We start from the raw sequence: 20,722 nt of genomic DNA, 5'->3' as shown, positions 1-20,722 counted from the left end.
CTATGGCCTCTGTAGGTCACAGCGTTGTAGACAGCCGCGATGGGAATTGATGTCGATGCGGCGAAGGTCGTCTCCTATAATCCGACGCATGAGCATCGTGTCGCGACCGATCCGGCCCGGCCTTTTCCAACGGCCCGCTACGGCTCGTTGGAGGTCGTCAGTATCTTTCGCCGACGCCGCGCGAAACATGACGACAACGACGGCAACCCCCTGATCTACGCGCTCAAGGACAAATTCGGCTACACGATCGCCCTCGCCGATGTCCGGCAGTTGCTGATGGCTGGTCAACAGATCCTGCCCGCTGCGCTGGCGACGCTGGCGTTCGATATCGTCGTGCCGCTCCCCTCGAGCTCGCCTGTCGCGAGCATTGTCGCCAAGCGTGCTGCCCGCGCGGGCGGTCCTTATCCAATTGTCGAATGCCTCGACAAGGCGACCGTCGCGCAGGTTCTGGCTCAGGCACCTGCACCGGACCAGGTCAAGTCGCGGGATCGCGGCTTCTATACCTCCCAGCTGGCGAGGATGCAGGAGACACCCGGTGACGAGATCATCGAGATGAAGTCAGTGCCTCTCCGGGTCCGGCCCTATTTCACACCGATCGCGGCGAACGCCCTTGCGCCCGCTTGCGCCGGTCGCCATGTGCTGCTCGTGGACGACATAGTCGGATCGGGGACCAGTCTGGTCGCGGCGCAAGCTGCGCTGCTTGCCGCCGGGGCGGCTGGCATTAGTGCGATGACGCTGCTGAGCCGTCTGAGTTGATTCATTGACTTTTAGGGTTCGAAGCCTATATCGCATTCTACACGGACCGCACGTACACCTTGCGGTCCTTAAATATGAGGCACTTCTCACAAGGAAGTGTAGGATCGGGCAGCGCCACCAGCGGCCAAGCCGTAAGGGCAAGTAGCTGGAGATCGGGTACCGACCGACGGTTTCTAAGGGGCACTGGGCAACCGGTGCCCCTTTTGCTTTGCGGCTCGATTCGAGCTTGTATGTTAAGATTTGTTGCCGCATATGAGAGCGGGAAACTTAACATGGGGCGAATTTGATGGCCGTTGTCGCTGAAGATTCCAAGGTTCTGCCCCGGCTGGAGCAGCTGGGCGTCACCAAGGCGCCGCTCCTCGACGTTATCCGCGCTGCGGTCGGCGGTCGGCGCAATGCCACGTCCTATCATCCCTTGAGCGCAGGCGGTCTCCTGTCCTGGATCGAAGGCACCGCGCATCTGCGCCGCGTGTTCCTGCCGCTCGGCTGGGAGATCTGCCGGCGCGACAATATCGAATCGGTCTACAACCCGAAGATCGGCATCAAGATCGTCTTCCAGAACGCCGATCGCGCGGGTGATCCGCTCTATGACCCCATCGCGACATCCCGGAAGGGCGCCGGCTCGGCGCGTGCGGTCGAGCTTGGGCAATATGAGCTCTTTGCGGAGGACAAGAAACGGAAGGAAAAGGAAGTCGCCGAACTGACGGCGGCGACCTGGATGTTGTTCGTCCATGCGGATGGCGATGATGTGCGCGCCGAGCTGTCGTGCCCGATCGCGATCAACGACGAGCAGTTCGATGGATTTCACGAGCGCATCCTGCTCGTGAAGAAGGGCGAGTGGGACGGTCCCGATCCACTGGCGGACGACGATGAGCCGCCGGTCGACTATGAGGTGAACGTCTCCCGCAAGAATTGATGGCCGCAGTGTTCAATCCGCAACGACTGATCCTTGGCCGCAAGCGGCGCAAGCTGACCGCGCGTGCGCTGGCCGGTGCGGTGGGCGTATCGCCCATCACGATCTCGCGCCTGGAAAATGGTGCGAACGAACCGGAGATCGAAACCGTCGAGGCGCTGGCGCAGGCGCTGTCGTTCCCGAAGGCATTCTTCTACGCCGAAGACGTCGACGAGCTGCCCGCCGAAGCGGCGAGCTTTCGCAGCCTGTCATCGATGACGGCGAAGGAGCGCGATGCCGCCCTATCCGCAGGCGTGATCGCCTATCTTTTCCACGACTGGGTCGCCGAGCGGTTCAACCTGCCGGGAAGCGAGGTGCCGAACCTGCGCGGCGATGCGACGCCTGAGTCTGCCGCGCAGATCGTGCGCGCGCATTGGGGGCTTGGCCAGCTGCCGATCTCGAACATGATCAAGCTGCTCGAGTCCAAGGGCGTCAGGGTCTTCTCGCTGTGCGAAGACACCGCCAATGTCGATGCATTCTCCTGCTGGCGCGACGATCAGCCGTTCGTGTTCCTCAACACGTTCAAGTCGGCCGAGCGCAGCCGCTTCGATGCGGCGCACGAACTGGGGCATCTCGTCATGCATAAGCATGGCGCGCCCCAAGACAGCCGCCAGGCGGAGAGCGAGGCCGACCGGTTCGCATCCGCGCTGCTGATGCCCGCGGACGACGTGACCAGCCGGATTCGCTATGTCTCGGACCTCGACAGCCTCATCCCGGCGAAGAAGCGCTGGGGCGTATCGGTCGCAGCGCTCGCATATCGGCTTCACAAGCTCGGGGTGGTCAGCGACTGGCAGAACCGCAGCTTGAACATCGAGATGTCGAGCCGCGGCTATCGCCGCCGCGAGCCCGAGGGATTGCCGGGGGAATCCTCAGCGCTGTGGCCGCAGATATTCACGGCGCTGTGGCGCGAGCGGATCACGCGCGACCATATCGCCGCGGAGATTCATGTACCGACCAGCGAGCTCGACGGTATCCTGTTTCAGTTGACGGGCCGATCTTCGGAAGCCGGCGACGAGCCGGCGAGGATTCGCCTTGTCTGAGTGAAGTTGCCTCGGGGATCAGCAAGCGCCGGAATGATACGCCGATCGCGCAATACCCTAGCCGCACCAGTCGACGCGGCCGCCGCGAACCCAGAAATGCGACCGGCAGCCGGTGCGGCGCCACACCGAGGGCGACAGGCTGGGCCGGCCGCGCCGGTCGAAGGTCAGCGACCACCGAGGCTTGGCCTCGGCGACCAGCATAAGCTCGATCGTATCACCGCATCCGCACGGGCAGCGCATGCCGACGCTCCAGTCCTCGCCATCGTCGCGGGCGACGACGAGATCGCGGCGCGGCAGCCTGGCCGGCAGCGTATCGCCATTGGCTACCTGAAGCCGCCGCCATGGGCGCCAGCGCTCCTTGGTGTTGCGCCACCAGCGGTGGAGGTTCATGTCGTGCCCCCGGTATTCGGCTTGGCAAGGGCGGGCAGCCCGAGCAGCGGCTCGCGCGCGCCGCGGGCGAACGCGGGATTGCGCGCCTTGGCGAAGCTGTCCTCTCGGAAATGATCCTCGTCGCAGGCGGCCAGGCTGAACATCGTGCGGGCATATCCACGATTTGGCTCCAGCCGAAACGGATAGGCGCGGGCGATGAACTCAGTCATGCAGGCCGACGCCGCGCGCATGTTGAGCGTGATCACGGCCGGCGCCTCCTCGACTGCGCCCTTGATGTAGCCGGCATCCAGCTCCTGGGCGTGCGCGGCAGGCGCCGCGCGGCGCAGATATTCGGCACGCAGACTCTCGGGCGTATAGACCTGCCGGTCGCCGAGCGTGGCGCCGCCGGGCTGGACATAGTCGATCCGGCCCACCGCATCGGCGATCGCGAGCCCGTGAAGGGTCTTGCGTACCGGAATAACCACCCCGACGTCGAACAGCGGCAGCAGGAACGCCGCAGCGATCAGATCGGCGATATGGCGCGCATCGAGGCTGTCGACGCAGCAGAACAGCACGTCGCCCTGCGCGGCGGCCAGCACCGCATCGCGCGTGTTGATCGACTCGGCGCAGGGGAGCGCCACGCCCGACCCGCGATAGGCGGTAACCGCATCAGCGAACGCATCGACCTTGAGGCGCGCGGCCTGTGCGTCCGCGATCGTCGTGTTCAGTATGCGGTTCAAGTTCTTGTGCTCGACGCGGTCGAAATCGATGAGCGTAACCCGGCCGAAACCGAGCCGTGCGGCCTGCTCGGCCTGGATCGATCCGGTCCCCGACACGCCGATCACGACGGCGTGCAGTCGACCCAGCTCGGCGGTCATGGCGCCGGTGAACGCCACCGGCTTGTCGATCGGCGCCGCGCAGAAGGCCGCGTCGCCCCACCAGAACGCGATGTCATCGCCCGCGCAAGTGACCAGATCGACCGGCGCGGCCACGAGGTCGGAGGCGTAGAGCCGTGCCCGCACCGCGCCGTCCGGCGTCATGATCGCCGATCCATGCTGCTCGCCATAAGCCTGGAACAGGGCCGGGATGGTGACGCGGTCGCTGGCGTCGTCGATCTCCGAAAAGGCGAACAGGCCGCCGGGATGCGAATGGAGCAGGACGATGGCGAGCGCTTCGCTCTCGCCGCGATCGATCGCCTGCTCGAGATAGATGCCGGGCCAGGTGATAGCGTCCCGCTCGCGCCGCGCGCATTCGGCATGCGGCACTAGGAGGACGTCCCGCACGACGAGCTTGAAGCGCGGCCCCGGGGTGGGCGCGCACAGCAGTATGGCGGCCGCCTCGCGGCCATCGCCGGGAAAGAGATGGTCGTGGAGCCTGCCGTGCTGCACGCCGGCGATCGAGAGCGTCGAGCGGGGGATCATTCGCCGACCTCCTTGGCCAGCGCGGCTTCGACGAGCCCGAGCTGCGTCACGACATTGTCGGTAGCCGCGTCCCAGGGTGCCGACGGCCCGCGATGCCGCGACCAGCCGTGAAACTCGACGCCGAGCAGCGTTCCGCGCAGCTGCGTGCTCGGGATTTCGCGCCCCGACGCGAGCGAGAGCGGTGGATAGGCATAGAAGCCATAGATCGCAGCGCCAGGATAGGCGGGCGGGATCTCCAGCGCGAGGCGCACCTGGGTCTTGGTATAGCCGGTGGGCACCCGGTAGCCATGAATCAGCAGCCACCGGCGGTCCGCCTCGACGATCGTCTCCCACCTCAGACCGAGCCGGTCGAGATACGCTGTGTCGACGTCGAGCAGCGCGAATTCGCGGTGAGGCGCCGGCGGCGCCTCACCATTGTCGACATTCTTCGGAGTCAGCCGGAGCTTTTCGATGCCCGGCGTATCTAGATCGAGCACAGTATCGAGCTCGACCGGCTGCTTGGGCTGGCCGACCACCTTGAAGAACATGTGCCACGGCTTGGCCGTGTCGAAGCCGGCCTGCTCCATCGCGTCGCGCACCGTGATGGTCGACTCGGCGACATCGATCACGACGCCGTGGACATTGAGCTTCCATACCGCCTTGCGGGCGATGAAGGATTCGGTGCCTTCGGGGTCGAGATCGACGAGATCATGATCGTGGATGCGACGGTCGGGCCGATCGACCTGCTCGAGATAGATCGCCATGTCCGGGGGCACTGCGCCCAGCTTGCGGATCAGCCCGCCGGTCACCACCCGGCACGGCCATTCGAACCGGTTACCGCTCAGCTTGAAGAAATAGAGCCGATCGGAAGCGACGATCACGAAGCGGCCGTCCTGGTGCCGCAGATCGACCGGCTTTTCCGATTCGACCAGGTCGAGCGCCCCGTCGGCACCGACCTGCAGCACCACAGCATCGTCGGGGGGCTTGAAGCCCGCCGCGCGCGCCAGCTGCAAGCCGGTAGGCGTGAGGTCGTCGATCTGGACGGTACGGTAGGTCAACGACGCATCGGCGACTTCGATGCTGTAACGGTCTTCGCCACGGCGGAGCGCGGCTTCTGCAATCTGGGACATTCGAACAACTCCGTTGCGTGCCGGCGCCCTTGCCGGTGTCGCTAATATTGCTACGCACGCTAAGTTCGTCAAGCATAAACTTAGCAACGCTTGACGTTCTTAGCAAATTGCGCTAGGAGTCATGTGTCGGATTGCGAGTCCGGCGCACTCGAGCAAGGAGGCCAGATGAGCGATGAGAAAACTACCGATGCGGGGAGGCCGGACGCACTGGGCCGATATCTTAAAAGTGTTCGGCTCGGCCTCGATCTGTCGCTCCGGGACGTCGAAGAGGCGACTGGGAAAGAAGTAAGCAATGCATATTTGAGCCAGTTGGAAACTGGCAAGATCAACAAGCCTTCGCCCCATATTCTGTATGCTTTGTCGACCGCGCTTGGGGTGCCGTATGAGACTCTGATGGAACGCGCGGGATATATTGCTCCCTCGAGGGACCGGGCCGAGGGCGCCAAACACGGACGAGCCGCGACCTTCGCGATCGATAATCTTACTCAGGACGAGGAGCAGGCCTTGCTGGACCATCTCGCTTATATCCGCTGGCACCGCAATAAATGACCCAGCGGCCGGACGACTGCAGCCTGACCCCGGTGCAGTTGGCGAAAATCCGCAAGGAGGCCGAGCGCGCGCTGCGAGAAGCAGGGGCGCTCGGCGTGCTTCCCACGCCGATCCACGACATCCTCGCCGTCGCGAAAGTCGAAGAGGTCAAGGAGGACGTGCTCAGCGAGGGCTTTCTTGCAAAAATGCGCCACAAGGCGGGCGACGCCATCAAGCGTGCTCTGTCTAAGGTCATGGGGCTGTTCGATGCCGCGGCCGGCCTGATCTTCCTCGACCAGCTGCTGGTGCCAGTGAAGAAGCGCTTCGTTACCCTCCACGAAGCCGGCCACGGCTTTCTTCCGTGGCAGCGCGCGATGTACAAGCTGGTCGAGGATTGCGACCAGGCCCTCGATCCGCAAGCCGCCGACCTTTTCGACCGCGAAGCGAATGTGTTCGCATCCGAGGTCCTGTTCCAGAATGACGCGTTCCATCACATGGCCGCCGACGAGAAGTTCAGCATCTGGACTCCGATCAAGCTGGCCAAGAAGTTCGATGCGTCGCTTTATTCGTCGATCCGGCAATATGTCTCCAAGCACGACAAGTGCTGCGTCGTCCTCGTGCTGAACCCGCCCGAATTGATCGAAGGCGACGGATTTCGATGCACGCTTCGCCGGGTTATCGCGTCGACCAGCTTTCTTGCCGCGTTCGGCGAGCACCCCTGGCCCGCCGTTTACACGCCCGACGACGAAATCGGGCGCTTCATCCCGGTGGCGGGGCGCAAGTCATCGGGCAAGCGCCAGACCGCGCTGGTCGATCGCAATGGCAATCGGCACGATTGCGTCGCCGAATCCTTCACGCAGACGCATCAGGTGTTCATCCTGATTCATGCGGTAAAAACGCTTGGCCCGCCGCCCTTCCTGCTGCACGCGGCCTGATTCCCATAAATTATTAGCGCTCCATTGATGTCCTAAGCGCGGTCGGCGGCGAAACTGGTTTTTCACAATTAGTAATGGCACCTCGCGCCGGTAACTCCGCGCGACCGCGTCCTATTTCGCCCGGCTGCGCCGGTCGTCACCGAGCCCCTCGCCGGGTCTCGGCCCATCCGGGTGACGGCCGGCCAGGTTGACGGCGGCCTCTGGCCGAACTGAACGAATGAGCGAAATAGGGGAGCCGACATTTGGTCCTGAGCGTCCGCATTTGGGTCATTTCGGCCCCACGAGTGCCGACGCGCTTTGCCAGAGCATATAGGCCGCGACCACAAAGATCAGCCCGGCGAACACCGTCGTCAGCATGCCCTTTCCCGACAAGCGCCCTGCAAGGGCCGTGCCCCCAAACCCGCCCACGAAACCGCCGGCAATAAACACACCCGCAAGCGGCCAGTCGATCAGGCCCGACCAAGCATAGTTGGCGGCCGTCGTCAGGCCAAAGGCGGTTACCGCGATCAGGCTGGTGCCGACCGCGTTAATGATCGGCATGCAAGTCGACGCTACCAGTCCGGGCACGATCAGGAAGCCGCCACCGATCCCGAAAAAGCCCGAGAAGATGCCGGTTCCGAGGCCGTAGCCGAGCACCTCGGGCGCATTTTCGCGGGTGCATTCGGCATCCTCGACACCTTTGTTTTTGCGCCCCCGCAGCATCACGATGCCGACCACAATCATCACGATGGCGAACAGAAACAGCAGTTTATGCCCGTCAAACGCCTTGCCCGCAGTCGATCCCGCAAGCGCGCCGAGGATGCCCGCGCTGGCATACATCAATCCACAGCGCCATTTGACGGTCCCGGCGCGAGCGTGGCTGGCAAGCCCGGTCGCTGCATTGACGGCAACAGCAAGCGCGCTGGTGCCGATTGCGACATGCGGACTGGTGATGCCGACCAGATAGACCATTAGCGGCACCGCAAGGATCGACCCGCCGCCGCCGACCAGCCCGAGCGTGAAGCCTACCAGCATGCCTGACAGCGCGCCGAGGACATATTGAGTGGTGTCGAGCACCGCCATCAGACCGTATCGAGCGGTATCTTGAGGTAGCGTGTGCCGTTCGCCTCGGGCTCGGGCAAATGCCCCGCGCGCATGTTGACCTGGATCGACGGCAGGATCAGGCGCGGCATGTCGAGCGTCGCATCGCGCGCCGTGCGCATCGCGACAAAGCCGTCCTCTTCGATGCTGTCGTGGACATGGACATTGCTATCGCGCTCGGCACCGATCGTCGTTTCCCAGGCGAAGGTGTCGCGACCTGGTGCTTTGTAGTCGTGGCACAGGAACAGCCGGGCCGCGCGCGGGAGCGAGAGCAGCCGCCGGATCGAGCGAAAAAGCTGCCGCGCATCTCCCCCTGGGAAGTCCGCCCGCGCGGTCCCGAAATCGGGCATAAAAATCGTATCGCCGGGGAAAACGGCATCGCCGATCACATAGGCAAGATCGGCGGGCGTATGGCCTGGCACATGGAGGACAGTCGCTGTCAGCTTGCCGATCGTGAAGCTGTCGCCGTCGTCGAACAGATGGTCGAACTGCGATCCATTACGCTGGAAATCACTGCCTTCGTTGAACAAGCTGCCGAAGCTTTGCTGAACCGCGATAATGGCACGCCCGATCGCAATCTTGCCGCTCAATTGCTGCTGGAGATAGGGTGCCGCCGAGAGATGATCGGCATGCGCGTGCGTCTCAAGCAGCCATTCCACGCTCAGCCCTTGGGCGCGAACATAGGCAATGATCGCGTCGGCGCTTTTGTGCCCAGTGCGCGCCGAAGCGGGATCGAAATCGAGCACCGAATCGATGACCGCCGCCACCCGTGTCGCAGGATCATGGACGACATGGCTGGCGGTGAACGTGACTTCGTCGAAAAAGCTATGCACGACAGGGCGTGGGGTATCGCCGATGAGGCTGGCGGTGATCTGCGCAGTGGCACTGGCGACGACGAGATCGTTTGACGCAGTTGCCATGACATATTCCTATGATTTCACGATTACGTGTATGATATAATCGTGTAACCGTATTGCGTCAATTGTTGCGCCGTGGCATATTTCTCCTTTAGCGAACGGAAGGCTATGGAATTGAACGATCAGACTGGGCTACGGACACCATGTGGGCCGGCAAGGCTCGGCGACACGCTACCCAATTTCACGGCGCGCACCACGCAGGGTGTCAAGTCGCTTACTGACTTTCGTGGAAGGTGGTTGATCCTCTTTTCGCACCCGGCTGATTTCACGCCGGTTTGCACGAGCGAATTCGTCGCGATCATGCGTGCGGCGGACCGATTTGCGGCGCTCGATTGCCAATTGATGGCGCTGTCGGTCGACAGCCTGTTCTCGCACTTCGCCTGGATCAAGGCGATCCAGGAAAAGTTTGGCGTGAAGGTTAGCTTCCCTTTGATCGAGGACCCGACGCTGGAGGTCGCGCGCGCCTATGGCATGGTCGGCGCCGACGCGCTGGATGCGTCATCGGTGCGCACAACCTATTTCATCGATCCCGAAGGGCGGCTGCGGGCGTCGACCTGCTATCCCTCGACCGTCGGCCGCTCGGTCGAAGAAATGCTGCGGCTGTTGGCCGCGCTTCAGCGCACTGATGCTCAATCGGCGTTGGTGCCGGCCGAATGGACGCCCGGCGATGACTTGCTCGCCGTGCCAAGTCAGGCGCTGGCCGATGTTTTCGCGGCAGATAGCGCGACCGACTGGTTCTACGCGCCTGTGAAGGATGAAGGCTGATCATGCCCATCAATCTGAGCGCCCTCGATATAGAAGCACCTGCCGAACTGCTCCGCGCCATCGCTCACGCCGTGCGGCTTGACCTGCTGCGCACGCTGACCAGCGGCGAACGCAGCGTCAGCGACCTTGAAGCGGCGACCGGCATTGTCCAGCCAGGCCTGTCGCAACAGCTCGGCATCCTGCGCAAGGCCGATCTCGTCCTCACCCGGCGCGAAGCGAAACAGGTATTCTACCGCATCAACCACGCGCGCTTCGCCGAACTCAGCACCTTGCTTGATGCCTTCGCCGATACCGTCGCCGTGCCGCGCCATGCGGCACTCGCTGATCGGATGGCCAGCGGCGGCGGCGCAGCGATGTTCGCGCGGGTCGAGTAGCGGGTTAGCGGGCGGTCGCCCTCGCTTGACGCTGTTACGGCTTTGCCGCAGCGGTCTTGATGCCATCGCCCAGTAAATCGCCATCGACCTGCTGCCCGTAATAGTCGCCCTTGGCATGGAATCGCTTCCTTACCTCTTCGATGCTGCCGGTCTCGCGCGGGTCACGCGGTCGTTCGCGGCTATTGATATAGGCGGCGACGTCCCATGCTTGCTGGTCGGTCAGGCTATATCCCTGGCCGAGCGGCATGTTCGCCTTGATGAAGGCAGCGGCATTGGCGACCTTTCCCATCCCAGCGCCCCAGTTGAATGACATCGGCCCCCAAAGCGGCGGAAAGGCATAGCCGCCTGCCTCATTCTTCTGCCCCTGGCCGTCAACGCCGTGGCAGGCCGCGCAACTCTCGGCGAACACCTTGGCACCGCGAGCAGGATCGTGCCCGAGGGTCGTCGGCTTGAGGTCGATGAATCCCTTGCCGGGCAGGTCCACCCCGGTCGGCGCGCCTTTGGCCAACCAGAAGAAATAGATTTGCAGATCGCGGTAGATCGGGTCGGCTGGCGGGGGCGCTCTGCCGCTGGGAGAGGCCGGTGCGTTCATCGAATAGGTGAAGCAATCGCGGATGCGATCCTCCATCGTGTTGATCTGGTCGTTCTTCGCGCGATAGGCGGGGTAGGCGCCCCATGCCGCCCACATCGGCGAGGCATTCGCAAGCCTGCCGGCGTCGAGATGGCAATTGCCGCAAGACAGGCCATTGCCGACATGGTCGCCGGCATGGGCGCGGGTCTGCAGGAATATCTGCTGGCCGCGCCGGATCGCGGCGCCCGCAGGACCGTCCGGAATCGCAGTGTCGGGTGGCGACGTGAAGAATGCTGAAACGGTTGGCGTCGCTGTTGTTGGGGCGGTGGGAGCATTGGCGGCGCTGCGCCGGCCGATCATGTACATGCCCGCGCCGACAATGATGATCGCGAACAGCGTCACCGCCCAGATAAGGAAAGGTCGCCCCGATGGCCGCTGGGGCGCGTCACTCAATCCTTCGTGCATCGATCGTCCCTGGTCAGTCCGTCCACCCGATCCGGGCGGCCTCTCACGCCTCATTCGGGCAGCAGGGCCCAGCCACGCATTTGCAGGTTCGCCATGGTCGTCATGGCCGAGACGTCAACCCGGACGCCGCTTGCGACGTCCTTTACTTCATATTTGTGCGCATGCAGGGCCTGCCCGCAAACCGCGACGATGACACCCGCCGCCCGCAACTTGGCGATCAGCGCGATGTTGGGGTTGTTCGGCGCCTTGGTCTGGGCAGCATATAGGGCGTCGTTGGTGATGATCTGGGTGGCGGGACCATAGAGGATCGCGACGATATCGCCCTGTTTCACATGGACGCCGTCGGCAGCGAGCAGGTTGAGGAAGCGCGCAACGCGTTCGAGCGAAGCGTTGGGCTTGGCTGGATCGGCGCTTGCCTTCGTCACGGGAAACACGACTCGGTAGCGCAGCGCCGGATCAGGCCGCTCCATCGCCCCCTCGGTCGGGAAGGCCGCACCAAAGGATTCGATCGCCGGGGCGCGGTGCTGCTGCGCAAAGCCGGGGGCTGCCGTAGCGAACGTCACCAGCGCGGCGACAGCAAACCATAGTTTCATCGAGCTCTCCCTTAATTCAGTGCCAACGATTCAAATCGCGTGAACCTAGCTAACGCCCACGCTCGCTACCCAGCGCGTAATTCCCGCCTTGTCCATTGCGCCAGCCTGCCGGGCGATCTCGACGCCGCCTTTGAACAATATCAAGGTCGGGATCGAGCGGATTGCGTAGCGCCCGGCCAGCACCTGCTCGGCTTCGGTATCCACCTTGAGCAGCCGTACCTTTGGGTCGAGCTCGGCTGCCGCTGCGGCGAAAGCCGGAGCCATCATGCGGCATGGCCCGCACCAACTCGCCCAGAAATCGACCAGCACCGGGCCGCTGCTCCGTGTGACCATCTTGTCGAACAGCGCCTTATCGGTGTCGATCGGTGCGCCGCGCCTCGGGGACGCGGTTGAGCGCCTGGCAGTGCGGGCAGACGAGGATTGCACTGCTCATCCGGGCTCTCCTGCGATGCGTCCGCTATAATCGCATAAAGCTGCGATGATGCCCGCGACTTGCGCATCGACCAGTTGGTAGAAGCGCGACTGGGCCTCGGCGCGCACGGTGACCGTCCCCGCCTCGCGCAGTACCGCTAGATGCTGCGATACGCTCGATTGGGACAGGCCGGTCAGCGTGACGAGCTCGCCGACCGAAACCTCGCCATCGGTCATCCGGCAAAGCATGATCAGGCGATCGCGGTGTGCGAGTAGCCGCAGACGTTCGGCGACATGCGCGGCATTGTCGTGCAGCGCGGCGATGGGTCCGGTAAAGTTCATGCCGCCACTGTTGCGGGCCGACCGTCATCGCGCAAGACGATGTAGATCGCCGGGATTACCAGCACCGTCAGCAAGGTGGAGGATGCCAGGCCAAACAGCAGCGAGATGGCGAGGCCCTGGAAGATTGGATCTGTCAGGATAACGCCTGCGCCGATCATGGCTGCCGCTGCCGTCAGCGCGATCGGCTTGAAGCGGATCATGCCCGCTTCGAGCAGCGTATCGCGCAGCGACTTGTCGGGCGCGCGGGCGTGGTTGATGAAATCGACCAGCAGGATCGAATTGCGCACGATGATACCGGCCAGCGCAATGAAGCCGATCATCGACGTCGCGGTGAAGGGTGCCGAGAAGAGCATATGGCCGATGACAATGCCGACCAGCGTGAGTGGAATTGGCGTCAGAATCACCAGCGGCAGCTTGAAATTGCGGAATTGGCCGACGACCAGCACATAGATGGCGAGCAACGCGACCCCGAACGCCGCGCCCATATCGCGGAAGGTGACCCAGGTGATCTCCCACTCGCCATCCCAGAGAAGCGCAGGCTTGCTCTCATCGTCGGGTTGACCATTGAGGCGGATCTCGGGCTTGACCAGGCCGTGGGCCTGCCAGTCGAACTTGTTCACCGCGTCATCGACCGCGAGCATGCCGTAGATCGGCGCTTCGTAGCGCCCGGCGAGCTCGGCGGTCACCATTGTAGCGCCGCGCCCGTCACGGCGGAAGATGCTTTGCCCGCCGGGCTGCATCTTCGCCTCGACCAGTTCGCCGAGCTGGATGAGTTGCGGGCCGCCCGGCCCTTGCGTCACAGCCACCGGCGTGGCGGCAAGCGCCTGGCTCCAACTGCGCTGCGATTGATCGAGCGCGATCTGGATCGGCAGCGGATCGCGCCCGCCGCGGGGAGCGTAACCGACGATCTGATCGCCGAGCAGCGCGCCAATGCTGTCGAACAGCTGGCGTTCGGACAGGCCATATTGGTCGAGCTTGGCGCGATCGGGGATCAGGCGGAGCTCGGGTCGCGGATCGCCGAAGCTGTTATCGACGTCGACAATATATGGCACCGATTTGAAGATCGCCTCTAGCTGGGTTGCCGTCGCGCGACGGACCGCTTCGTCCGGGCCATAAATTTCGGCAAGCAGGGTCGCCAGAACCGGCGGGCCAGGGGGTGTCTCGACGACCTTGATCGAGCTGCCTGGGGGTAGCGGCACAGCCTTCAGCTTTTCGCGTAGGGCCACTGCGATCGTATGGCTTGCGCGCGCCCGATCTTCCTTGGGGGCGAGCGTGACCATCAGGTCACCCATTTCGGGGTGCGCGCGCAGGAAATAATGGCGGACGAGGCCATTGAAATTGAACGGCGCGGAGGTGCCGGCATAGGCTTCCATCGCCTCGACCTCGGGCACCGTGCGGACGATCGCGGCGCCCTGTTCGAGCGTCCGCGAGGTCGCTTCGAGGCTGCTGCCCTCGGGCAGATCCACGACCAGCTGGACTTCACTCTTGTTGTCGAAGGGCAGGAGTTTGACCGTCACCGCTTTGAAATAGAACATTGAACAGGCGACGAGCGTGGCGATACCGACCGCGATCAGGAACAGCCGCGCGCTCTGCTTGGTCGCGATCACGCGGCTCGCGACGCGGGCGTAGAGCAGGCCGAGTTTGCCGCCATGATGGTCAGGATGGGCGTGGCCGTCGCTGGTTGCCGAGCGGGCGAAGCGAATCATCAGCCAGGGCGCTATGATGACGGCGACGAAAAAACTGAACACCATCGCGGCAGACGCATTGACCGGGATCGGTGCCATATACGGCCCCATCAGCCCGGAGACGAACAGCATCGGGAGAAGCGCGGCGACCACGGTCAAGGTGGCGACGATCGTCGGATTGCCGACTTCCGACACGGCATCGACCGCCGCATCGATGCGACTGCGGTCATCCTTCATTGCCCAGTGGCGCGCGATATTCTCGATCATGACGATCGCATCATCGACCAGGATGCCGATCGAAAAGATCAGCGCGAAGAGGCTGACGCGGTTGATCGTAAAGCCCATCAGCTTGGAGGCAAACATCGTCAACAGGATGGTCGTCGGGATGACGATCGCGGTGACGCCCGCTTCGCGCCAGCCGATCGCAAAACCGATCAGGATGACGATTGAGACGGTCGCGAGCGCCAAGTGAAAAAGCAGCTCGTTCGCCTTGTCATTGGCGCTTGCGCCGTAATTGCGCGTGACGGCGACATCGACACCGGCGGGGATCAGTGATCCCTTGAGCGCTGCCACTCGCGCGACGACGCCGGTCGAAACATCGACCGCGTTGGCGCCTGCGCGTTTGGCGATGGCGATGCTGACGGCGGGGGCGCGGTTCCAGCCCTTGCCCTCGCTGCGCGACCAGCGCCAAGCACGCGCCTGATCCTCGGTCGCGGCCTGCTGAACGCTGGCGACGTCGCGCAGATAGACGGGTGCACCGCTGACCGATCGCACGATTAGCGCGCCGACATCGGCGGCGCTGCCCAATGTCTGGCCGGCGATGACGCTCGCGGCCTGTCCATTTTCGCGGACCGTGCCGGCGGGAAAGGAGCGATTGGCCTGCGATGCGGCATCGATCACGCTGCCGAGCGGCACTTGGTGCAGTGCCAGTTTCGCCGGATCGGGCGCGATGCGAATCGCCTCGCGCTGGCCGCCGACGATGAAGCTCAAGCCAACATTGTCGACCTTGGCAATTTCGGTGCGTAGCCGGCCAGCAAGCTGCAGAAGCGACTGATCGTTCCAGACGCCCGGCACGCCAGGCTTGGGCGACAGCGTGAGGACCACGATCGGCACGTCGCTGATGCCGCGCACCGTCACCTGAGGCGGGGGGATGCCAACCGGGATACGGTCGATATTGGCATTGAGCTTCTCATCGATCCGGGTTGCGGCATCCTCGGGGTTGGACCCGACGAGAAAGCGCGCGGTGACGAGCACGCCATTGTCCTCGGCCTGGGCATAGACATGCTCGACCCCGTCGACCGACTTGACGATCGTTTCGAGCGGCTTGGCGACGAGTTCGACCGCGTCCGCGGCGGACAGACCTGGTGCCATCACGCGGATATCGACCATCGGCACGCTGATCTGCGGTTCTTCCTCGCGCGCAATCGTGAAGGTCGCGAGTAGCCCCACCAGGATCGCGGCGAGCAGGAACAAAGGCGTCAGCGGCGACTGGATCGTCGCGCGGGTGATCCGACCCGAGATACCGAGGCTCATTTCGAAGGCGCCGCGATCAGCGTATCGCCGGGGGTGACGCCTGACAGGATCTCGACTTTGCCCAAGTCGCCCGACGTAGCTGTCTGGACCGGGACGCTCGCGGCGCTGCCATCCGCGGCTAGGATGGTGACGGTGTCGATGCCGTAGGCGCGGGTGACGTAGCTGGTCGGCACGATCAGCGCGCGCCGCGTGCCGGTCTCAACCTCCGCAGCGAGACGGCGGCCGATCAGGCTGTTGTCGATGCCGCTCATCGTAGCATCGGCGGTGATCTGGCCTGCCTGGACCGAGGGATAGACACGGACCACAGCACCGGTTCGGCGATCGGCGCGGACTCGCGACCCTGCATGGACCTGACTTGCAAGCGATTCGGGGAGAGTCAGGCGCAGAACGGTATCGCCGGCCGTTATCGTGGCGATGACCATGCCCGGCGCGACGGCCGCGCCGGCGGGAATGTCGGCGCGCAAAACGCGACCAGATGCGGGGGCGATGACGACGCCTTGCCCGGCGACCGCACCGACCGCCGATTGCTGCGCTTGCGCCGCACGGATCTGGGCATTGGCGGCCGTTGCGACGGCCTGTGCCTGATCGAGCCGCGCTTTCGCGTAAACGCCATTTTCGTAGAGGAACCGGACGCGCGAGAGATCGGCCTGTGCCTGGGCGGCCTGCGCCTGCGCGGCCGCCGCCTGCGCCCCGAAGGCAGCGGATTGCGGTCCGAGCTGGCTGTCAATGATCCGCCCGATCGCCTGCCCCTTGCGCACCAGATCGCCGGCGCGGACGTTGAGCGTGGTCAGGATGCCGGGAATGCGCGCGATTGCCTGCGCCTGATCTACGGTCGCGATTTCCGCGCTCACCGATTTCCAGTCGATGGTTTCGGTGGCGACGACCTTGAGCCTCGCCCCGGCGGGCGCGGCGACCTTTGCAGCTGGCGCTTCGGGCGCGCTGCCGCAGGCGGCAAGCGGGAGGATCGCCAGCAACAAAGCTGCGATACCGGGCTGAGGGCGGGACATGCTTGGGGGCTCCCTATTTCTCGACCGGTAGGCCGGCCGACGTCCAAGCGCCGAAACCTCCGGCAAGATGCGTATCGACACTGGATTTGGACGCAGCGCAGCGATCGAGCGCCATCGCCGATCGTTTGCCGCCTGCGCAGGACAGGATCAGCGCCTTGCCACCGGCATCAGGCAGCGCTGCGGGATCAAAGCGCGATAGCGGCAGATTGCGCGCGCCGGGGATGTGTCCGGCGGCGAATTCATTGGGCTCGCGAACATCGACAACGATCGCCGTACCTTCGCGTAGCAGCGCTTGCAGTTCGACCGGGCTGACGTCGCGATGCGCAGGCTTGCGCGAGAATCCAAACATGTCGGCACCTCTTTAATTTTCTCGATTGCACATATCGTGTAATGATTATATGCGTCAACCCATATCGAGTGAGAGGAACCGGAAATGTCCGAATCGCATGTCGTTGTGCTGGGCGCTGGCTTGGGCGGCACGATTGCCGCTTATGAAATTCGCGCTGCTCTGAAGGGAAAGGCGCGCATTACCGTCATCAACAAGGGCGAGGATTACTGGTTCGTTCCCTCAAATCCCTGGGTTGCTGTGGGTTGGCGCGAGCCGGAAGCGCTTCGCGTGCACCTGCCCCCTGTCATGGCCAAGCACGGCATTGCCTATACCGGCATCGGCGCTCGCAAGGTGCATCCCGAGTCGAACCGGATCGAACTCAACGATGACTCGTTTATCGATTATGATTATCTTGTTATCGCCACTGGACCCGAGCTTGCCTATGACGAGATCGCGGGATTCGGCCCTGATCATCATACCGTGTCGATATGTGAAACCGCGCACGCTGTTGCGGCCCATGCGAAGTTCGAGGAACTTTGCGCCAATCCGCGCCCGATCGTGGTCGGCGCCGCCCAGGGCGCATCGTGCTTCGGCCCGGCTTATGAGATGGCGATGACGCTCGATACCGAGCTTAAGAAGCGCAAGATTCGTGACAAGGTGCCAATGACTTTCGTCACGCCCGAGCCCCATGTCGGCCATCTTGGCCTCGACGGCGTCGGGGACACCAAGGGTCTTCTCGAAAGCGAGATGCGCAACCGTCATATAAAATGGATCACCAACGCCAAGGTGACGAGCGTCGACGATGGGATGATGCACGTCACCGAAGTCAACGACGACGGTAGCGATAAGAAGACCCATGATCTGCCGTTCGGCTGGGGCATGCTGATGCCCCCGTTCCGGGGCATCGAGGCAGTGCGCGGCGTCGAGGGTCTGTCCAACCCGCGCGGCTTCATCCTGACCGACAAGCATCAGCGCAACCCCACCTATCGCAATGTTTTCGCGCTCGGCGTGTGCATCGCGATTCCACCGACGGGCCCCACACCCGTGCCGGTCGGCGTGCCCAAGACTGGCTTCATGATCGAATCGATGGTGAGCGCGATCGCTGCCAATCTTAAGCAGATTCATGAAGGCAAGGAGCCGACCAACGAAGCCACCTGGAACGCCATCTGTCTCGCTGATTTTGGCGACGGTGGCGTGGCATTTGTCGCGCAGCCGCAAATTCCGCCACGCAACACCAATTGGTCCTCGAGCGGAAAATGGGTGCATTTGGCCAAAATCGGCTTCGAGAAATACTTCCTACGCAAGGTGCGGCTGGGCGAAAGCGAGCCCTTTTACGAAAAGCTCGCGCTGCACGTTCTCGGCATCAAGAAACTGCATTTCGACAAATGAAGGAATTCGTCATGAACCTCGATCGAGCTGTCTTGGCTTTCGCGGGCTTGATTGTGCTGGTCAGCGCCGTCCTCGCCGTCACCGTTTCGCCGTGGTGGATCGCGCTGACCTTGTTCGCCGGGGCCAACATGTTGCAGGCAAGCCTCACGGGCTGGTGTCCAGCAGCCATGATCTTCAAGGCGCTCGGCGTCCGCGCCGGGACAGCGTTTCGATAATCATGCGGCTGCCTATCGCCTTTCAACTGGCAGCGAGCGCCGCGATGGTGGCGCTTGCTGCTCCGGCCGCAGCGCAAAGCCTCGACGTCGTGATTGCCGAGGCCATGGCGAGGTCTCCGTCACTCGAAGGTGCGCGAGCACGCGCTGAGTCGGCGCGTGCCGGCGTCAATGCTGCCAGGGCCGAACGCGCACCTTCTGCCGCGCTTGAGGGCCAGATTGGCGTCGGGCGGATCGACCCGCAGGGATTTTTTGGGCTCACAGCCGACGATGTCATACCGCGATCGGCACGTGCCACGGTTGAACTGCCGCTGTTCACCGGCGGGCGCATCAACGCCGCGATCCGCCAGGCGACCGGCGGCGCTGAGTCGGCCGACCAACAGGTTCGGATGACCGCGCTCGAACTGCGCGTCCGGGTCGTTCAGACCTATGTGCAGGCGATCGCTGCCCGACAGCTGATCGCGCGCTACGATACGCTTAACCGCGCGCTCGACGAGGCGCTTCGCCAGGCGCGGCTCAAGTTCAAGGCCGGCGAAGGCACATCGACCGAGACCGCCCAGGCCGAGGCGCGCCGCGCCGAGGCCGAAGCCGGGCTTTCGGGTGCTAGGGGTCAATTGGCCGGGGCTATGGCGCAACTCGCGGCGCTCGCGGGCCATCCAGTGACGCTCGACGTTGAGTTGCCCGGCGCACCCCAAATCCCTCCATCGAGTGACGCAGCGATCGCGATGGCGTTGAAGGACAATCCAGCGATTCTCGCTGCGCTTCGCCAGATCGATGCGGCGCGCGCCAAGAGCGACGGCGTGCGCGCCGAGCGATTGCCGACCGTCGGTGCCTATGCCGAAGCGGCCAGCGTGCGCGATCAGTTTTTCCCCGGCTACAAGGCCGACAGTGCTTCGGTGGGCCTGCGCGCGCGCTGGACCATTTTCAGTGGCGGGCGCATCGGTGCCAAGGCAAGCGGCGCTGCCGCCGACCTTCGCGCGGCCCAAGCCGATGCCGACAATGCCCGGCTCGTCGTCGAGCAACAGGCCGTTGTTGCCTTTGAAGACGTCACAACCGCGCGCGCCGTTTTATCGGCGAGCGAAGCGCGGCTGACCGCAAGCGAAGCTGCTTTGCGCGGCACGGCGCTGGAAGTGAAGGCCGGGGCAAAGCCGCAGCTTGCCCAGCTGGACGCAGAGCGAGAGGCAATCGAGGCACAGGCTGCGCGGGCGGAGGCAGGCGGACGGGTATTGGTAGCTGCATACCGCCTGCGCGCGATCGCGGGCATGGATTAGATGCAGGCCGCTATCGGCCTCGCTGGATGACGACGCCCTTCACTGTTGGGCAATTTCTCGGCGTGTTCGCCGCCTACAACGCCGCGATATGGCCAGCGGAGCTTGGTGCTTATGCGATTGGGCTGGTCGCCGTCGCTGCGCTTTGGCTAGCGCAACCCAAGGCAGCTCGGATCATCCCGGCAATCCTTGCCGTCATGTGGCTGTGGAATGCGGTCGGCTATCAATATCTGTTCTTTTCGCGGATCAACCCCGCGGCGACAGTCTTTGCAGCCCTGTTCGCAGCCGAGGCTGTGCTGCTTGCTATGAGCGCCATCTCAAGCCGCGCACTGTTCTCGCCGCCAAGCCGAAGCCTGAAGTCGGCGATCGGGGCTTTCTTCATCGCCTACGCCTATTTGATTTATCCTGCGCTGGGCTACTTGGCGGGGCATGGCTTCATGGCAGGGCCGATGTTCGGGGTCGCGCCGTGCCCTACCGTCATTTTTACGATCGGGTTGCTGCTGATGGCCCGGGGTCGCTGGGCTATCTGGCTTTCGGTTATTCCAATCCTCTGGTCCTTAATTGGCCTAGCAGCGGCTTTGCAACTCGGGATCCTCGAGGATTTCGGACTGCCGATCGCCGGGCTTGCGCTCTTGCTTGCGATCAAAACCCGGCCCAGCATCGCTTGAGCCG

The 20,722-nt window shown here is 63.8% G+C and carries 22 protein-coding genes and 1 pseudogene; 11 read left to right on the top strand and 12 right to left on the bottom strand.

The window, feature by feature from the left end; all coding sequences use genetic code 11:
- Positions 1-39 precede the first annotated feature (39 nt).
- The 3 genes from B7Y43_RS12180 (at position 40) to B7Y43_RS12170 (ending at position 2,748) form a co-directional block, all read left to right on the top strand.
- A complete protein-coding gene (locus tag B7Y43_RS12180) occupies positions 40-756 on the top strand; it encodes a phosphoribosyltransferase family protein (RefSeq protein WP_374131925.1) in 717 nt (238 codons plus the stop codon).
- 286 nt (positions 757-1,042) lie between these two features.
- Positions 1,043-1,672, top strand: a complete 630-nt coding sequence (locus B7Y43_RS12175; RefSeq protein ID WP_374131924.1) for a hypothetical protein — start codon at positions 1,043-1,045, stop codon at positions 1,670-1,672.
- Positions 1,672-2,748, top strand: a complete 1,077-nt coding sequence (locus B7Y43_RS12170; RefSeq protein ID WP_374131923.1) for a helix-turn-helix domain-containing protein — start codon at positions 1,672-1,674, stop codon at positions 2,746-2,748. Before B7Y43_RS12175 ends, B7Y43_RS12170 begins: the two co-directional genes overlap by 1 nt.
- A 57-nt stretch (positions 2,749-2,805) precedes the next feature.
- Here B7Y43_RS12170 and B7Y43_RS12165 read toward each other — a convergent pair whose 3' ends face one another.
- Genes B7Y43_RS12165 through B7Y43_RS12155 form a run of 3 tightly spaced genes read right to left on the bottom strand, consistent with a single transcriptional unit; the run spans position 2,806 to position 5,647 of the window.
- Positions 2,806-3,138, bottom strand: a complete 333-nt coding sequence (locus B7Y43_RS12165; RefSeq protein WP_374131922.1) for a DUF6527 family protein — start codon at positions 3,136-3,138, stop codon at positions 2,806-2,808.
- Complete coding sequence (locus tag B7Y43_RS12160; protein WP_374131921.1) at positions 3,135-4,538, bottom strand: ThiF family adenylyltransferase; 1,404 nt, start codon at positions 4,536-4,538, stop codon at positions 3,135-3,137. Before B7Y43_RS12160 ends, B7Y43_RS12165 begins: the two co-directional genes overlap by 4 nt.
- Positions 4,535-5,647, bottom strand: a complete 1,113-nt coding sequence (locus tag B7Y43_RS12155) for a multiubiquitin domain-containing protein (RefSeq protein ID WP_374131920.1) — start codon at positions 5,645-5,647, stop codon at positions 4,535-4,537. The genes B7Y43_RS12160 and B7Y43_RS12155 overlap by 4 nt, the downstream gene beginning before the upstream one ends.
- A 165-nt stretch (positions 5,648-5,812) precedes the next feature.
- On the opposite strand from B7Y43_RS12155, the gene B7Y43_RS12150 reads away from it, so the two are divergent.
- Positions 5,813-6,196, top strand: coding sequence for a helix-turn-helix domain-containing protein (locus B7Y43_RS12150; RefSeq protein ID WP_374131919.1), 384 nt, complete (start codon positions 5,813-5,815; stop codon positions 6,194-6,196).
- Entirely contained in the window at positions 6,193-7,110 is a 918-nt protein-coding gene (locus B7Y43_RS12145) for an ImmA/IrrE family metallo-endopeptidase (protein WP_374131918.1), read from the top strand. Before B7Y43_RS12150 ends, B7Y43_RS12145 begins: the two co-directional genes overlap by 4 nt.
- A gap of 267 nt (positions 7,111-7,377) precedes the next feature.
- Here B7Y43_RS12145 and B7Y43_RS12140 read toward each other — a convergent pair whose 3' ends face one another.
- Together B7Y43_RS12140 and B7Y43_RS12135 are read right to left on the bottom strand one after the other, a co-directional pair.
- A complete protein-coding gene (locus B7Y43_RS12140) occupies positions 7,378-8,172 on the bottom strand; it encodes a sulfite exporter TauE/SafE family protein (RefSeq protein WP_374131917.1) in 795 nt (264 codons plus the stop codon).
- Entirely contained in the window at positions 8,172-9,110 is a 939-nt protein-coding gene (locus B7Y43_RS12135; protein WP_374131916.1) for an MBL fold metallo-hydrolase, read from the bottom strand. The genes B7Y43_RS12140 and B7Y43_RS12135 overlap by 1 nt, the downstream gene beginning before the upstream one ends.
- A gap of 105 nt (positions 9,111-9,215) precedes the next feature.
- Between B7Y43_RS12135 and B7Y43_RS12130 the strand changes: the two genes are divergently transcribed.
- Positions 9,216-9,872: a peroxiredoxin gene (locus B7Y43_RS12130; protein WP_374131915.1), complete on the top strand. Its 657-nt coding sequence runs from the start codon at positions 9,216-9,218 to the stop codon at positions 9,870-9,872.
- A gap of 2 nt (positions 9,873-9,874) precedes the next feature.
- Positions 9,875-10,246 carry a helix-turn-helix transcriptional regulator gene (locus B7Y43_RS12125; RefSeq protein WP_374131914.1) on the top strand — a complete coding sequence of 124 codons (372 nt, stop codon included), beginning with the start codon at positions 9,875-9,877 and terminating at the stop codon, positions 10,244-10,246.
- A gap of 34 nt (positions 10,247-10,280) precedes the next feature.
- On the opposite strand, the gene B7Y43_RS12120 is transcribed toward B7Y43_RS12125, so the two are convergent.
- The 7 genes and pseudogenes from B7Y43_RS12120 to B7Y43_RS12090 form a co-directional block, all read right to left on the bottom strand.
- A complete protein-coding gene (locus tag B7Y43_RS12120) occupies positions 10,281-11,282 on the bottom strand; it encodes a c-type cytochrome (protein WP_374131913.1) in 1,002 nt (333 codons plus the stop codon).
- A 50-nt stretch (positions 11,283-11,332) separates the two neighbouring features.
- The gene (locus B7Y43_RS12115) at positions 11,333-11,875 is read right to left on the bottom strand and encodes a DsrE family protein (protein WP_374131912.1); all 543 of its coding nucleotides are present in this window, start codon (positions 11,873-11,875) and stop codon (positions 11,333-11,335) included.
- 45 nt (positions 11,876-11,920) lie between these two features.
- A pseudogene (gene trxA, locus B7Y43_RS12110) lies at positions 11,921-12,308 on the bottom strand (thioredoxin).
- Complete coding sequence (locus B7Y43_RS12105) at positions 12,305-12,628, bottom strand: helix-turn-helix transcriptional regulator (protein ID WP_374131911.1); 324 nt, start codon at positions 12,626-12,628, stop codon at positions 12,305-12,307. The pseudogene trxA and the gene B7Y43_RS12105 overlap by 4 nt, the downstream one beginning before the upstream one ends.
- Complete coding sequence (locus B7Y43_RS12100) at positions 12,625-15,846, bottom strand: efflux RND transporter permease subunit (protein ID WP_374131910.1); 3,222 nt, start codon at positions 15,844-15,846, stop codon at positions 12,625-12,627. Before B7Y43_RS12100 ends, B7Y43_RS12105 begins: the two co-directional genes overlap by 4 nt.
- Complete coding sequence (locus tag B7Y43_RS12095; RefSeq protein ID WP_374131909.1) at positions 15,843-16,853, bottom strand: efflux RND transporter periplasmic adaptor subunit; 1,011 nt, start codon at positions 16,851-16,853, stop codon at positions 15,843-15,845. Before B7Y43_RS12095 ends, B7Y43_RS12100 begins: the two co-directional genes overlap by 4 nt.
- Positions 16,854-16,866: 13 nt before the next feature.
- Positions 16,867-17,202, bottom strand: coding sequence for a rhodanese-like domain-containing protein (locus B7Y43_RS12090; RefSeq protein WP_374131908.1), 336 nt, complete (start codon positions 17,200-17,202; stop codon positions 16,867-16,869).
- Between the two features lie 84 nt (positions 17,203-17,286).
- Here B7Y43_RS12090 and B7Y43_RS12085 point away from each other — a divergent pair, with 84 nt between their 5' ends.
- Genes B7Y43_RS12085 through B7Y43_RS12070 form a run of 4 tightly spaced genes read left to right on the top strand, consistent with a single transcriptional unit; the run spans position 17,287 to position 20,718 of the window.
- Positions 17,287-18,570, top strand: a complete 1,284-nt coding sequence (locus tag B7Y43_RS12085) for an NAD(P)/FAD-dependent oxidoreductase (protein ID WP_374131907.1) — start codon at positions 17,287-17,289, stop codon at positions 18,568-18,570.
- Entirely contained in the window at positions 18,567-18,785 is a 219-nt protein-coding gene (locus B7Y43_RS12080; RefSeq protein WP_374131906.1) for a DUF2892 domain-containing protein, read from the top strand. Before B7Y43_RS12085 ends, B7Y43_RS12080 begins: the two co-directional genes overlap by 4 nt.
- A gap of 2 nt (positions 18,786-18,787) precedes the next feature.
- Positions 18,788-20,053: a TolC family protein gene (locus B7Y43_RS12075; RefSeq protein WP_374131905.1), complete on the top strand. Its 1,266-nt coding sequence runs from the start codon at positions 18,788-18,790 to the stop codon at positions 20,051-20,053.
- Positions 20,054-20,079: 26 nt separating this feature from the next.
- Positions 20,080-20,718 (top strand): DUF6064 family protein, encoded by a 639-nt coding sequence (locus B7Y43_RS12070; RefSeq protein WP_374131904.1) that lies wholly within the window; start codon positions 20,080-20,082, stop codon positions 20,716-20,718.
- Positions 20,719-20,722 lie beyond the last annotated feature (4 nt).

Source organism: Sphingomonas sp. 28-62-20, from assembly GCF_002281505.1.
The sequence above is the reverse complement of the archived record's forward strand: the minus strand, read 5'-3'. Positions and strand labels throughout refer to the sequence as shown.

Coding starts and splice junctions, on each gene's coding strand:
- B7Y43_RS12135 (WP_374131916.1), bottom strand. CDS start 9,110: ATGGCAACTGCGTCAAACGATCTCGTCGTCGCCAGTGCCACTGCGCAG.
- B7Y43_RS12105 (WP_374131911.1), bottom strand. CDS start 12,628: ATGAACTTTACCGGACCCATCGCCGCGCTGCACGACAATGCCGCGCAT.
- B7Y43_RS12130 (WP_374131915.1), top strand. CDS start 9,216: ATGGAATTGAACGATCAGACTGGGCTACGGACACCATGTGGGCCGGCA.
- B7Y43_RS12090 (WP_374131908.1), bottom strand. CDS start 17,202: ATGTTTGGATTCTCGCGCAAGCCTGCGCATCGCGACGTCAGCCCGGTC.
- B7Y43_RS12080 (WP_374131906.1), top strand. CDS start 18,567: ATGAAGGAATTCGTCATGAACCTCGATCGAGCTGTCTTGGCTTTCGCG.
- B7Y43_RS12125 (WP_374131914.1), top strand. CDS start 9,875: ATGCCCATCAATCTGAGCGCCCTCGATATAGAAGCACCTGCCGAACTG.
- B7Y43_RS12145 (WP_374131918.1), top strand. CDS start 6,193: ATGACCCAGCGGCCGGACGACTGCAGCCTGACCCCGGTGCAGTTGGCG.
- B7Y43_RS12115 (WP_374131912.1), bottom strand. CDS start 11,875: ATGAAACTATGGTTTGCTGTCGCCGCGCTGGTGACGTTCGCTACGGCA.
- B7Y43_RS12180 (WP_374131925.1), top strand. CDS start 40: ATGGGAATTGATGTCGATGCGGCGAAGGTCGTCTCCTATAATCCGACG.
- B7Y43_RS12070 (WP_374131904.1), top strand. CDS start 20,080: ATGACGACGCCCTTCACTGTTGGGCAATTTCTCGGCGTGTTCGCCGCC.
- B7Y43_RS12155 (WP_374131920.1), bottom strand. CDS start 5,647: ATGTCCCAGATTGCAGAAGCCGCGCTCCGCCGTGGCGAAGACCGTTAC.
- B7Y43_RS12170 (WP_374131923.1), top strand. CDS start 1,672: ATGGCCGCAGTGTTCAATCCGCAACGACTGATCCTTGGCCGCAAGCGG.
- B7Y43_RS12175 (WP_374131924.1), top strand. CDS start 1,043: ATGGCCGTTGTCGCTGAAGATTCCAAGGTTCTGCCCCGGCTGGAGCAG.
- B7Y43_RS12100 (WP_374131910.1), bottom strand. CDS start 15,846: ATGAGCCTCGGTATCTCGGGTCGGATCACCCGCGCGACGATCCAGTCG.
- B7Y43_RS12085 (WP_374131907.1), top strand. CDS start 17,287: ATGTCCGAATCGCATGTCGTTGTGCTGGGCGCTGGCTTGGGCGGCACG.
- B7Y43_RS12140 (WP_374131917.1), bottom strand. CDS start 8,172: ATGGCGGTGCTCGACACCACTCAATATGTCCTCGGCGCGCTGTCAGGC.
- B7Y43_RS12165 (WP_374131922.1), bottom strand. CDS start 3,138: ATGAACCTCCACCGCTGGTGGCGCAACACCAAGGAGCGCTGGCGCCCA.
- B7Y43_RS12075 (WP_374131905.1), top strand. CDS start 18,788: ATGCGGCTGCCTATCGCCTTTCAACTGGCAGCGAGCGCCGCGATGGTG.
- B7Y43_RS12160 (WP_374131921.1), bottom strand. CDS start 4,538: ATGATCCCCCGCTCGACGCTCTCGATCGCCGGCGTGCAGCACGGCAGG.
- B7Y43_RS12120 (WP_374131913.1), bottom strand. CDS start 11,282: ATGCACGAAGGATTGAGTGACGCGCCCCAGCGGCCATCGGGGCGACCT.
- B7Y43_RS12095 (WP_374131909.1), bottom strand. CDS start 16,853: ATGTCCCGCCCTCAGCCCGGTATCGCAGCTTTGTTGCTGGCGATCCTC.
- B7Y43_RS12150 (WP_374131919.1), top strand. CDS start 5,813: ATGAGCGATGAGAAAACTACCGATGCGGGGAGGCCGGACGCACTGGGC.